This window comes from Clostridium moniliforme, assembly GCF_017873235.1.
GTDB lineage: Bacteria > Bacillota > Clostridia > Clostridiales > Clostridiaceae > Clostridium > Clostridium moniliforme.
Map to the genome: position 1 here is coordinate 159780 of NZ_JAGGJZ010000006.1, position 13224 is coordinate 173003.

The 13224-nt window shown below is 26.7% G+C and carries 13 protein-coding genes, 3 tRNA genes and 1 rRNA gene; 5 read left to right on the plus strand and 12 right to left on the minus strand.

The genetic code is table 11. From position 1 onward, the window contains the following. The first annotated feature begins 96 nt into the window (after positions 1–96). On the plus strand, positions 97–1083 hold the full coding sequence (galE, locus tag J2Z53_RS10000; RefSeq protein WP_209797351.1) for a UDP-glucose 4-epimerase GalE: 987 nt from the start codon (positions 97–99) through the stop codon (positions 1081–1083). A 20-nt stretch (positions 1084–1103) separates the two neighbouring features. On the opposite strand, the gene J2Z53_RS10005 is transcribed toward galE, so the two are convergent. Further along, positions 1104–1961, minus strand: coding sequence for a YihY/virulence factor BrkB family protein (locus J2Z53_RS10005; RefSeq protein WP_209797352.1), 858 nt, complete (start codon positions 1959–1961; stop codon positions 1104–1106). A 218-nt stretch (positions 1962–2179) separates the two neighbouring features. Here J2Z53_RS10005 and J2Z53_RS10010 point away from each other — a divergent pair, with 218 nt between their 5' ends. Then, positions 2180–3064 carry an aldose 1-epimerase family protein gene (locus tag J2Z53_RS10010; RefSeq protein WP_209797353.1) on the plus strand — a complete coding sequence of 295 codons (885 nt, stop codon included), beginning with the start codon at positions 2180–2182 and terminating at the stop codon, positions 3062–3064. Positions 3065–3213: 149 nt separating this feature from the next. Here the strand turns inward: J2Z53_RS10010 and J2Z53_RS10015 are convergent, their stop codons facing one another. The 3 genes from J2Z53_RS10015 to J2Z53_RS10025 all read right to left on the minus strand — a co-directional run bounded on the left by J2Z53_RS10015 (position 3214) and on the right by J2Z53_RS10025 (position 6423). Beyond that, positions 3214–5493, minus strand: a complete 2280-nt coding sequence (locus tag J2Z53_RS10015; protein WP_209797354.1) for an ATP-dependent DNA helicase — start codon at positions 5491–5493, stop codon at positions 3214–3216. A 41-nt stretch (positions 5494–5534) separates the two neighbouring features. After that, a complete protein-coding gene (locus tag J2Z53_RS10020; protein ID WP_209797355.1) occupies positions 5535–5681 on the minus strand; it encodes a YvrJ family protein in 147 nt (48 codons plus the stop codon). 154 nt (positions 5682–5835) lie between these two features. Then, positions 5836–6423, minus strand: a complete 588-nt coding sequence (locus J2Z53_RS10025) for a DUF1836 domain-containing protein (protein WP_209797356.1) — start codon at positions 6421–6423, stop codon at positions 5836–5838. A 578-nt stretch (positions 6424–7001) separates the two neighbouring features. Here J2Z53_RS10025 and J2Z53_RS10030 point away from each other — a divergent pair. Continuing rightward, positions 7002–7241 (plus strand): AbrB/MazE/SpoVT family DNA-binding domain-containing protein, encoded by a 240-nt coding sequence (locus J2Z53_RS10030; protein WP_039311870.1) that lies wholly within the window; start codon positions 7002–7004, stop codon positions 7239–7241. Between the two features lie 181 nt (positions 7242–7422). Here J2Z53_RS10030 and rsmI read toward each other — a convergent pair whose 3' ends face one another. From rsmI to J2Z53_RS10045, 3 genes are all read right to left on the minus strand, one after another. After that, the gene (rsmI, locus tag J2Z53_RS10035; RefSeq protein WP_209797357.1) at positions 7423–8268 is read right to left on the minus strand and encodes a 16S rRNA (cytidine(1402)-2'-O)-methyltransferase; all 846 of its coding nucleotides are present in this window, start codon (positions 8266–8268) and stop codon (positions 7423–7425) included. A gap of 15 nt (positions 8269–8283) precedes the next feature. After that, positions 8284–9030: a tRNA1(Val) (adenine(37)-N6)-methyltransferase gene (locus J2Z53_RS10040; RefSeq protein ID WP_209797358.1), complete on the minus strand. Its 747-nt coding sequence runs from the start codon at positions 9028–9030 to the stop codon at positions 8284–8286. Positions 9031–9263: 233 nt separating this feature from the next. Next, positions 9264–10541 (minus strand): C40 family peptidase, encoded by a 1278-nt coding sequence (locus J2Z53_RS10045; protein ID WP_209797359.1) that lies wholly within the window; start codon positions 10539–10541, stop codon positions 9264–9266. Between the two features lie 322 nt (positions 10542–10863). On the opposite strand from J2Z53_RS10045, the gene J2Z53_RS10050 reads away from it, so the two are divergent. Next, positions 10864–10939, plus strand: a tRNA-Pro gene (locus J2Z53_RS10050). Between the two features lie 17 nt (positions 10940–10956). On the opposite strand, the gene J2Z53_RS12935 is transcribed toward J2Z53_RS10050, so the two are convergent. Beyond that, positions 10957–11079: a hypothetical protein gene (locus J2Z53_RS12935; protein WP_268835917.1), complete on the minus strand. Its 123-nt coding sequence runs from the start codon at positions 11077–11079 to the stop codon at positions 10957–10959. A 119-nt stretch (positions 11080–11198) separates the two neighbouring features. Here J2Z53_RS12935 and J2Z53_RS10055 point away from each other — a divergent pair, with 119 nt between their 5' ends. Next, a complete protein-coding gene (locus J2Z53_RS10055) occupies positions 11199–11861 on the plus strand; it encodes an HAD family hydrolase (protein WP_209797360.1) in 663 nt (220 codons plus the stop codon). Between the two features lie 119 nt (positions 11862–11980). Here J2Z53_RS10055 and J2Z53_RS10060 read toward each other — a convergent pair whose 3' ends face one another. The 4 genes from J2Z53_RS10060 to rrf form a co-directional block, all read right to left on the minus strand. Then, positions 11981–12724: a peptidylprolyl isomerase gene (locus J2Z53_RS10060; protein ID WP_209797361.1), complete on the minus strand. Its 744-nt coding sequence runs from the start codon at positions 12722–12724 to the stop codon at positions 11981–11983. A gap of 232 nt (positions 12725–12956) precedes the next feature. After that, positions 12957–13032 (minus strand) — tRNA-Ala (locus tag J2Z53_RS10065). Positions 13033–13046: 14 nt separating this feature from the next. Then, a tRNA-Phe gene (locus tag J2Z53_RS10070) sits at positions 13047–13122 on the minus strand. A 7-nt stretch (positions 13123–13129) separates the two neighbouring features. Beyond that, positions 13130–13224, minus strand: a 5S ribosomal RNA gene (gene rrf / locus J2Z53_RS10075); the annotation flags it as partial.

A 13224-nucleotide genomic window follows, 5' to 3' on the forward strand; every position in this document is an offset into this window, starting at 1 on the left:
TTCATATTAAGGTATTATATTTCAATAGATTTGATGTTATAATTATCCTAATAGTAAGATGAGTTATAAAATTTTAATATAAACAGGAGGGATTATATGTCAATATTAGTCTGTGGGGGTGCAGGATATATAGGAAGCCACATGGTTGCAGAATTATTAGAAAATGGACATGAAGTTGTTGTCTTAGATAATCTTGAAAAAGGTCATAAAGACGCACTTCTTGGTGGAAAACTATATATTGGTGATTTAAGAGACAGAAAAATATTAGATAAAGTATTTACAGAAAACGATATAGATGCTGTAATTGATTTCGCTGCCTATTCTTTAGTAGGTGAAAGTATGACTGAACCATTAAAATACTTTAATAACAATATATATGGAACAATAAATCTTCTTGAGGCTATGAGAGATCATAATGTAAAATATATTGTATTTTCTTCAACAGCTGCCACTTATGGTGAACCTGATGAAATACCAATATTAGAAAACAGCAAAACAATTCCAACAAATGCTTATGGAGAATCAAAATTAATTGTTGAGAAAATCTTAAATTGGTGTGATCGTGCTTACGGAATAAAATATACTACTCTTAGATATTTTAATGCAGCAGGTGCTCATATAAACGGTAAAATAGGAGAAGACCACTCTCCAGAGTCTCACTTAATTCCACTAATACTAAATGTTGCCCTTGGAAAACGTGATAAGATACTAATTTTTGGAGACGATTATAATACTAAAGATGGTAGTTGTATAAGAGATTATATACATGTATCAGATTTAGCCTCAGCACACTCTCTTGCTCTTGAAAGATTAAAAAATGGTGGAGAAAGTGCAATTTATAATTTAGGAAATGGTACTGGCTTCTCAGTAAAAGAAATGATTGAAATTGCAAGAAAAGTTACAAATCACCCTATTCCTGCAGAAGTTGTAGACCGTAGACCTGGCGATCCTGCAGTTCTTATAGCTTCAAGTGAAAAAGCTATGAAGGAACTTAACTGGAAACCTAAATTTAATAGTGTAGAAACTATAATAGAAACAGCTTGGAACTTTCATAAAAATCATCCTAATGGATATGAAAAATAAAAAAAGAGGATACAATAATTTTATTGTATCCTCTTTTTGCTTTCATTATCTAAAACTGAATTAACTTCTACTCCAAAAATAAATACCATTGACGTTATAAAAAGCCATGTCATTAAAACAAATACAGTCCATAAACTACCGTAAAGTTTAGAATAATGACTAAAATTATTTACATAAAATGAAAATATAAGAGAAACTATTAACCAGCCCATAGTTGTTGTTATTGCACCTGGTATTGTACTTCTAAAGGTAACCTTTTTAGCAGGTGCCACTTTATATATAGTAGCAAAAACTACAATCATCATAACAATTATAATTACATACCTTAATATATTCCAAATAAAATTTATTAAATGCTCAAAGGGAAGAATGTTATTTAAAAAGTCCCCTATAAGATCACCAAATACAAGCATAGCTAATGTACATATAATTGTAAGGGCAAGTGAAACTACACTTATCATCCCTATTATTGACCTCTTAATAAAAGATCTATTTTCCTTTATATTGTAGGCTTTATTTACGCCTTTTATAACTGCTCTAAAAGCAGATGATGCTGCCCATATTGTTACAATTATAGAAACTCCTAATAATCCTGTATGTTGAGAATCAACAGCTTCTGCAACAGTGTTTGATGTTAATTGATATACAGCTGTTGGTAATATTCTTTGTAGTCCTGCTAAAACCTCATTAGAATTTAAATTACTAAATCCAATAAGAGTAATTAAAAAAACCAAAAAAGGGAAAAAAGCTAATATTAAATAATAAGCTAATTGAGACGCTAATGCAAATATATCATCCCTATTAACTTTAACAAATAGATATATAATAATATCCATAGTTGATTTTTTACCATTATAATTTTTTTTTCTACTTTTCATAACCTCACCAATATAACTTATATTTTTAAATTTATTTTTATAGGTATAACACACTTATTATTATATTGTAGCAAAAATACATTTATTATTATATAAAAATAAATATATTTATTTAGTATTATTATTTTTACTTAATATTGTTATATATTCCCCACTATTTATATAGTATAATTTATAATATATTACTAAATAAATATTATGAAAGGAAGTGTTTGAACTTGCTACATACACTTGAAAATTCAACAATCAAAATAAAGGCTAGCACATGTGGTGGAGAACTTCACAATTTAATTTTAAAAGAAAATGAAATCGAATACTTATGGAATAGAGACCCTAAGTACTGGAAATATAGTTCACCAATCCTTTTCCCAATCGTTGGCAAAGTTACAAATTCTAAAATTATTGTAGATGGCAAATCCTACGAAATACCACCTCATGGTATTGGAAGAATTTCTGACTATGAAGTTGCAGAAAAAACTGAAGACTCAATTACATTTGAATTAAAATATTCAAATGAAACATTAAAAATGTATCCTTTTAAATTTTCGCTAAAAATAAAATATACGCTTATTGAAAATGGAGTTAAAGTTACTTATATAGTTACTAATTTAGATGATAAAACAATGTATTTTTCAATAGGAGGTCATCCAGCTTTCTTATGTCCAATTGGAGAAAATGAAAAATTCACAGATTACTATCTTGAATTTAACAAAAAAGAAACTGTTGATATAATGGGAATTACTGAAGATGGATTCTTTGACAAAGCTTCAAGAAAACCTTATCTTAACAATGAAAATATAATAGATATAACAGATGATTTATTTGTAAAAGATAATACAATAGTTTTTGATACATTAAAATCAAATGTTGTATCATTAAAATCAAAAGTTAGCAACAAATCTGTTACTATGGATTTTGATGGATTCCCATATATGGCTTTTTGGTCTAAGGCAACAGGTTCACCATTTGTATGTATAGAACCTTGGTATGGACATGGAGATTTCTATGATTTTAATGGAGAGTTTAAGGATAAAGATGGTGTTAGATCTTTAGATGTTAATGACTCTTTTGAATGTTCATATACAATAACTTTATCTGAATAATACAAATTAAAAAGGCAAAATAATATAATCTTACTAAAAATCTAATGTTTTAGTAATTTATTATTTTGCCTTTTTATTAAATATATAATATTTTAAAATTTTCTTTTTACAGTAACACTATAAATACGATTTTTAATTTAATTTTTAAATTATTTTTGATTCCACTCATTAGGAATTAGACCTTTATATTTTGATGTTAAATATCTATCATCAATAAGAAGAGCTTTCCCTTCATCCTCTTCAGTTCTAATAACCCTACCTACTGCTTGAAGAACTTTATTTATACCTGGATAAATATATGAATAATCATATCCCTTTTTTTCAAAATAATCTTTAATTATTTCTCTTTCAATAGAAATTTTAGGATATCCTACACCTATAATAATAGTACCAATTAACATATCCCCTGGCAAATCTATTCCCTCTGAAAATATTCCACCAAGTACACAAAAACCTACTAAATTATTTTTAGTTCTAAATTCATTAATAAAATTTTCTCTATCACTTTCAGTCATTTCTCTACTTTGAACCATTTTAGTATAGCCTTCAAATTCCTCATTTAATCCATTAATAAATAACTCTAAATAATCATATGAAGGAAAAAACACTAAACAATTTCCATTAATATCTTTTAAAAAGCTTCTAATTTGTTCTTCTACATTTTTAATTGTATTTTTCCTAAATTTAAATCTAGTATTAATTGAACATAAATTTACATCAAATTTACTACTATCAAAAGGTGATTTTAACCTTAACCTATAAGATTCCTCATTTCCACCTAATAGTTCTATATAATAATCAATTGGAGTTAATGTTGCTGAAAATATTACTGTTCCCTTTATTATATCTGTAATATTTTTTATTTTTTCTGCTGGATTAACACAAAATAAAGTTATATTAACTTCTTCTTTGTATGTATCTACATAAGTTACATAATCCTCTCCATAATATTCACTTATTCCAAGAAACTTATTTATATCAAAATATAAGTCTATAAATTCATCATAATATTCTTCACCTTTTAATTTAATTAATAAATCTTCACTTTCAGTTATAAATTTTCTTAAATCTTTATACAACTTTTTTGCTTCTTCTTTTTGATAATAACTATTTTCTTCTCTGCTTTCACATTCTCTTCTAAGCTCTACAAAATAAGAATTTATTCTATTTACTATTTTATAAATGTTTGGAACCTTACCTTTAATCTTTCTTCTAATATATAAAATTTTTGATTTACTTAAAGTTGCTGAATACATACTTCTTCCTCTATCAACTAAATTATGTCCCTCATCAATAAGTAAGGCAATTTCATCACCCATATCTTCTACAACTCTTTTTAAGCCTACCCTCTTATCAAAAATGTAATTATAATCGCAAATTACTCCGTCACACCAATTAATCATATCTAAAGAAAGTTCAAAGGGGCATATTTCATGTTCCTTACTTAACTCTGTTATAAGTTCCCTATCAATATGACCACTTTTCTTTAATAAATCATATATTACAGCCTTACTTTTATCATAATAAGAAGCTGCATACTTGCACTCATCTAGATTACAACTAACTTTATCATTTAAGCAAATCTTTTGTTTTGCAGTTAAAGTAATACTTCTAAATTCTAATCCCTCTTCTCTAAGAATATTAAATGTATTTTCTGCAACCTCACTATTTACTGTCTTTGCTGTTAGATAAAATATCTTCTCCTTTATTCCCTCCCCTAAAGCTTTAACAGAAGGAAATATTGTAGATATAGTCTTACCAATTCCAGTAGGTGCCTGAGCAAATAGTACTTTGCCATCCCTCATAGTTCCATAAACAGCTTTGGCAAGCTTTAACTGACCTTCTCTATACCTCTTAAAGGGAAATTCTAACATTTTTATTGATTTGTTTCTTTTATCTCTATGATTTACTGATAATACTATGTATTTTTCGTATTTAAGAATTATTTCATTTAAGAATTCTTCTAAATCCTTTAATGAATATCTTCTCCTAAAACTTTTAACTTCATCACTTTCTAATTGATAATAACTTAACTGTATCTCTATATTTTCTATATTATTTTGGATAGAATATATATACCCATAAACTTTAGCTTGAGCCCAATGTAATTCATTATCATCATTAATTTCTAATAAAGGTTTATAGGTTGACTTAATTTCTTCAATTATAATATCATTTCCTTCATGTATTATACCATCAGCTCTACCTTCAAGTTTTAGAAGGAAGCTTTCAAGTTCAAATTCTTCACTTAAATAAACTTCCTTCTCATATTTTTCAAAAATCTTCTCATTACTTTTTTGAAGCTTTTGATGAGCTCTTATTCCTAAAACAGCTCTTTTTGAAGTTGAAAATCTATTATCAATACTTCCATTTTTAAGTATAAATTCTACTAATCCTCTTACAGATTCTCTTATAACTTCCTTTTCCATATTTAATTCCTCTCAAACTTGTCTTTAGCTATAATTATACATTACTTTTCAAATTTACTCATAACATTAGATAAATTATTTATACTATTTGTAAGTATTTCAAGCTTTCCCTCTATCCTAATAAGTAAATACATTGATATTGCTATAGGAAACCCAACATTTCCAACTATTTGAATAAAATCATCCATATTATCATCTCCCCTCATAATTATAAATATGCTAATTTATAATTATAAACAGAAATATTTTTAAAATTCTTTAAAGTTATGAAGCTAATAAATTTTAATAACAAACTTATTTTTAAAATAAAAAAAAGATGATGTTTAAATCATCATCAATTAATTAATCTTCATGATATTCATTTACTATCTTTTGTACAAGTTTTTTAATTACACTTGCTTGGGCAATTAAAGATAAAACTAATAAAAATGTTCTAATTCTTTCTTCTTCACTTTCATCTAATTTTAATTCTTTAATTATTTCATCAAGTTTTTCTTCAGTATCTACAGATGATGACAAAAATGAATCCAAACTTTCCTTTTGAGTTTCTGCAAACATTTTATAAGCTGTTTCCCAAGATATTATATCATCACTTCTATCATTAATTTCATTAAATGCTAGACTAAATACCTTTTTTATTTCCTCTGTAGTAAGTATTGGTCTCATATAACTTAATAAAACTAACTGAACTAAATGTAATTTTGTATATCCTCTTTTTTTACCATCTTCTGGTTTTGTTATAACTTCACTTTTTATATAGTTTTGAACTATATTATTTGTATATTTGTCATCAACAAACTTATCATTTAAATAATCTATAACTTGTGATAAAAATAAATCGTATCTTGGCAAATCATCATATGAAATCATACTATTTTTAGAAACTTCAGCAAGTTCATTAATATAATCTGCTGTAACTTTTTTGCTCATTCTTATTCACCCTTACCTAAATTTAAATCTTAATAATATTATATAGTATAAATAAACTTATTACAAGTTATTTTTACCATTATTATCTTTTATTGTTCCCTTATTAGTTATTTTTAAACATATTACCCTTATTAAATAATATTTTAAATTTTTTTAAAGTTCAAGAACATGTTTTTGATAATATTATTATATTTACCTTATTTTTATACAAATTATATTATTTTTTTAAATCTTTATTAAATACTTGTTTAAATTATATAATATAATACTATATATAGATTTTTTAATTAGTATGATTTTAATTTATAAAAAATATTTGATCTAATATTTATAAATGATTTAATTTAAATTTTATAATAAATAATACCTTTTAAATTTGTAAAGTATTGACATTTCTAAAATTTGGTAGTATATTAATTACTATAGTATTACCAGAAAAATTTGTAATTTAATAAAACTTAATATTTTTATTGTTGACTTTAAATTACAATTTTGGTAAGATAACATAGTAAATTGTCGAATCTTGCAGTATTGTGTAGGTTTGATGGTAATGTATATAATTTAAGGAGGAAACTTTTATGAAATCAACAGGTGTAGTTAGAAGAGTAGATGAATTAGGAAGAATAGTTATTCCTATAGAGTTAAGAAGAACTTTAGACATCGCAGAAAAAGATGCTTTAGAAATATATGTAGATGGTGAACAAATCATTCTTAAAAAATATGAACCAGCTTGTATTTTCTGTGGAGATGCTAGAGACGTTGTAAACTACAAAGGAAAGAACATCTGCAAAAACTGTTTAGCTGAATTAAAGAGATAAAATTAAAATAAGCATTATTTAAATTAGATTTATTTAAAAAAGCATTAAAGATATAAAAACATTCCCCTAAAATGTTTTTATATTTTACCATAAAAAACCACTGAAGTTATTCAGTGGTTTTTGGTTTATCTATAAAAAGACCAGAATAAATCTGGTCTTTTATATTTCTATTTTTATAAATTTATATGTTAGTTGAAAATTTGTATACTTCATTTTTCTGTAATTTTCTATCTTTTGCAACCATTTTTATAGAATCTTTTTTGCTGAATCCATCTTCCATATATTTAATTATATGCTCTTCAATAGATAATCCTTCCCAACTTGCTCTACTTTCTCTTTCTATTTCTTCCTCACTTAATCCATCTAAAACTAGAACAAATTCACCTCTTGGAGAATTAATTTTAAAATGTTCTATTACTTCTGAAATTTTTCCTCTAACTATTTCTTCATGGATTTTTGTAAGTTCTCTACAAGCTGCAATATTTCTATCCCCAAAACTATCTAATAAAAAAGTTAATGTACTTAATAATCTATGAGGTGCTTCATAAAAAATCAAAGTTTCCTTTTGATTTTTTAATTCTTCTACTACAATCTTTCTTGACTTAGTATCCCTTGGAATAAATCCTCTAAAAGTAAAAGCACTACTATCTAATCCTGAATATATTAAAGCCGTTGCAAAAGCTGTTGCTCCAGGTAAAACCTCAAAATCAAGTCCTTCTTCAATGCACTTTTTAACTATAACACTTCCAGGATCTGAAATACCTGGCATTCCAGCATCACTTACTAATGCAATATTTTCTCCTTCTCTTAATCTATTTAGTATTTCATCACTTTTACCTTGTTCATTATGCATATGATAACTTATTAATGTCTTTTTTATATTGAAGTGATTTAATAACTTTATTGTCTGTCTCGTATCCTCTGCAGCAATTACATCTGCATTTTCTAAAACTTCCAATGATCTTAATGTTATATCTTTAAGATTTCCTATTGGAGTAGGTACTAAATACAGTTTTCCTTCACCCATTTTATCCTATTTCTCCTATCTACCATAAATTTTATTTATTTCATCTGAATAACTTCCATCTTCATTATATACATAAAGAGGTGCATCCCATTTTAAAAATGCCTTTCCATCTCTTTGACCTTCAACTAAAACTATATTTGGTGCTTTATTTTTATTTGGATGAACCATCTTTATTCTTTTAGGCTCTATCTTATAAGCTCTCATAATAGTAATTATATCAGCAATTCTTTCTGGTCTGTGAACCATATATAATCTTCCATTATCTTTAAGAACAGTTCTTGCAGCCTTTATTACATCTTCTAAATTACACAAAACTTCATGTCTTGCAATTGATAATTTATCTGAAGGATTAACTATTCCAGAATTATTTAATTTATATGGAGGATTAACAGTTACTACATCAACCTTTTCTAATTTTTTTAGAAATTCTATATCTTTTAAATCTCTATGTATAAAATTAATATTATCTATTTCATTTAATAATACACTTCTACTTGCCATTTCTACCATATCTTCTTGTATTTCAATTCCTGTTATACTCTTTGGAGAATATTTACCATAACTTAAAAACGGTACTATTCCAGTTCCAGTACAAAAATCTATAACAGTATGTTTTCTTTTAATATTTGAAAAACCTGAAAGAAGTACAGCATCAACACCAAATCTAAATCCATCATTTTTTTGTATAAGCATTAATCCTTTTAACTGTAAATCATCAACACTTTCATTTTCTTTTATTTCAACATTATTGTTTATCGCCATACTTTTCTTCATCCTTTTATTTTAAATTTCTTTTTAATTATACATTAACAAAAATCACTTCTCAACATACTTATTATCTTAATTCACTTATAATATACTACTTTATTTATTCATAAATTATATATTTAGTATTTTTTCTATATTTATTACATATATTAGTTTATATGATTTTCTAAAAAGCAAAACAAAAAGGCCTTAGTATACCTAAAGCCTTTATAAATTACAATTAATTTTTAGTTTAATATTCTTCTAGCTGCGTAGAAACTCCATATTGGTGATACTTTAACTACATCTCCTGTTTGAGGTGCATGAATTATACTTCCTCCACCAACATATATTCCAACGTGATGAGAACTTGGGAATACTAAGTCTCCTGGTTGAAGTTGTGATCTTGATACAGCTCTTCCTGAACCAATTTGATCATAAGTAGTTCTACCTATTTCAATACCTGCAGCTTTACGATAAACATAACTTGTAAATCCTGAACAGTCAAATGTATTAGGACCTGTTGCTCCCCAAACATATTTAGCTCCTAAATGCTTATATGCTTCATTTATTATAGCTGAAGTACTTCCATGGTGAGTTGAACCTCCACCATTTGATGATCCGCTGTTTGATGATCCACCATTTGATGGTGCACTAACAGATCCTCCTCTATTTGGAGAACTTTGTGAAGCAGCTTCTTGTTTTTGTGATATTAAATTATTTCCCTTTGAAATTGCTGAATCAATTTCAGAAATTACAGTTGGACTCTTTATTTGATTATTCTTTATATCCTTTAATTGAGATACTGCACTCTTTAAAGCATCAATTGAACTATTTGAATTATTAATAACAGCTAATTGACCTGATATTATTTGTCTTTCAACTCTTGAAAGATATTTAGCATCAAAGTCTTTTTGTTGCTTCTTAGCATCATCTATTAACTTCTCTTGTTCACCCTTTAAATTTTCAAACTTTTCTAGTTCTTGTTTAGTTTCCTTATTTAACTCTTCTAATTTCTTTCCTTTTTCTTGAAGAGATGTCATTTTAGTATCTAAGCTCTTTTGGTTATTAACAAGCTCGTCCACAACATTCTTATCTAATTGTATTAATCTATTAGCAGAATCTAATCTACTAATTAAATCAGAAAAGTTTTGTGCACCAAAAATTAAAGAAATATAGTTAGTTTGTCCACCTGTTTTATAAAGTTCTCTAAGTCTTCCTCCAAGAACTTCTTTTTGTTCAGACATCTTTTCCTTAGTTTGTTCTATCTCTTTTTGAGTAGTACCCATTTCTTTTTCAGTATTTGCTATTTCTGTTTTGTTGTTTTGTACCTTTTGTACTAATGGCTCTATTTTAGAATTTAAGTCGTCTATCTTATTTTGTACGTTTGCTATCTTAGCCCCTAATTCGGCATATTCATCTCTTGCTTGATTTACTTCTTTATTAGTTGGAGTAGCATATGCTGGAATAGCAGAATTTACTACTAACATACCTGCGATAATTGCAGCAACAATTTTTCTTCTCATGAGTTATACGGTTCCTAAGAACCTACCCCCCTTTCAAATTCTGTGTCTCCTACTAGAAATACATTTATTATTATATCATCACATAATTAACGGTACAACCGTAATTTATTACATATTCCTTAAAGTCAACTATTTTTTTAATTTTTTTTGTAACTTATATTAATACTAAGTAATTGTTTACAAATAAATATACGATATTTTTTAATATGAAAAAAATACATTTATATAATAACATAAAAATTACAAAATTGTAATACTTTTTGAATAAAAATGAATATGTTGACAAGTGTCCTATTTTTGAATATAATATACATTGTGTTTGCGGGGTGTGGCGCAGATGGTAGCGCGCATGGTTTGGGACCATGAGGTCGCAGGTTCGAGACCTGTCACCCCGACCATAAAAAAAGACTATGATTTACTCATAGTCTTTTTGTTTTTCATCATAATTTTCTATATATTCTCTATCACTACTTGCAGCTTTACATAAAGCAATTGTTATTAATACTACCAAAGCATACCCTAAAACAAACCATATCATATCTTTATTAATCTTCCTTCCATTATCTTATATTATTTATTATTGACAAAAATATAAATTTTAATTATTTTTGATTATAAAGATAAAAAATAATTATTTTATTTTAAAGGAGGTATAAAATGTTAAAAGATATAACAGCTGTTATATTTGATTTAGATGGAACTCTTATTGATTCTATGTGGGTTTGGGATCAAATAGATGAAGATTATCTATCAAAAAAAAATATAGAAGTTCCTAAGAATTTAAATTCAGAAATTGCACATTTAAGCTTTAATCAAGTAGCAAAATACTTTAAAAAAAGATTTAATTTAGAAGATTCATTAGATGATATAAAAAATTCTTGGAACACTATGGCATACTATCATTATTCAACTGATATTAAACTAAAAAATGGAGTAAAAGAATTTTTAGATTTTTTAAAAAGCTTAAATATAAAAATAGGATTAGCAACAAGCAATTCAATGAATCTTTTAGAAGCTGCTTTAAAAAATAATGGTATATATGAATATTTTGACTCAATAACTCTTACAGATGAGGTAAGCGTTGGAAAGCATGAACCAGATGTATATTTATTAGCTGCAAAAAAATTAGGTGTAGACCCAAAAAACTGTTTAGTCTTTGAAGATATAATACAAGCTGTTATAGGTGCAAAAAAGGCTGGTATGAAGGTTATTGCTGTTGAAGATACTAGAAGCTTGAGTGATAAGGATAAGCTTTTAGAAGCTTCTGATGAATTTATTACAGACTTTTCTGAATTGCTAAATAAAAACTTTGCAAGTTAATATATAAAATTAATACTTATACTACATATTTATTAAATAAACAAAAAAATATATATAATAAATTTTATAATAAAAGGTAACTTTCATTCGAAAGTTACCTTTTACTTAATTAAATACTATTATTTTCTAACTACACCATATTTAGATTCTAATTCTTTTAATACATCTAAATATTTTCTTTGTTGTCTTTCTTGCATTAATTGTTGAAGAACTGCATCTTTAACTTCTTCAAAAGTTTTTGTTTTTGCTTCATTTTTAGAATCAACTAAAATTAAATGATATCCAAATTGTGTTTTAACTGGCTCAGTTACTTTTCCAATTTCTGCATTAAAAGCAGCATCTTCAAATTCTGGAACCATCATTCCTCTACCAAACACACCAAGATTTCCACCTTGTTCTTTTGATGGACAACTTGAATATTTTTTAGCAGCATCTTCAAAAGTAATACCGTTATCAATTTCTTCTTTTATTTTAAGTGCATCTTCTTCCTTTTCTACTAATATATGCTTAGCTGAAACTGTAGGCTGTTCTATGAATTTATCTTTATTAGCTTCATAGTATTCTTTAACTTCTTCGTCTGTAACTGTAACTTCTGATAATATTTTAGCTATACTCATTTGAGTTAAAATTTCTTTAGCCAAACGTTTTACTGTTTCTTTATATTCATCAGTTTCATCTAATTTTAATTCTTTTCCAAATTTGTTTAATAATTCAAAAGAGATAACTTGTTCTAATAATTGTTTTCTTCCTTGTTCATTCTCAAACATTTTTTTTCTATCATCTGGGTATTTTGATATTATTTCATTTAATTCTTTTTCAGTTATTTCTTCTGAACCAACTGTTGCTAATACTTTATTTTCCATTTTAAAGTCTCCTTTATTAATTATTTACTACTTAATTCTATCAATATCTTAATAATTTAACAATCTAAATAATGAAACTTAAAGCCTTCTTATGAAAATTTTACTGTTTATTTAATTTTATCCACAAAATTTATTGAAATTGTGTATTTTACCCACATATCTTTTCTAATTCTGTGAATATTTTCTTATTATTTCTAAAATAAAAAAAGATGTTCTATTGAACATCTTTTACTGGTGGAGGTAAGGAGATTCGAACTCCTGACCCCCTGCGTGCAAGGCAGGTGCTCTCCCAGCTGAGCTATACCCCCAGAAAAATATTGTATGGTGGCTCGAGCAGGAATCGAACCAGCGACACGAGGATTTTCAGTCCTCTGCTCTACCGACTGAGCTATCGAGCCACACCATACCTGGCAACGTCCTACTCTTCCACACGGTCACCCATGCAGTACCATCGGCGCTATAGAGCTTAACTTTCCTGTTCGGAATGGGAAGGAGTGTTT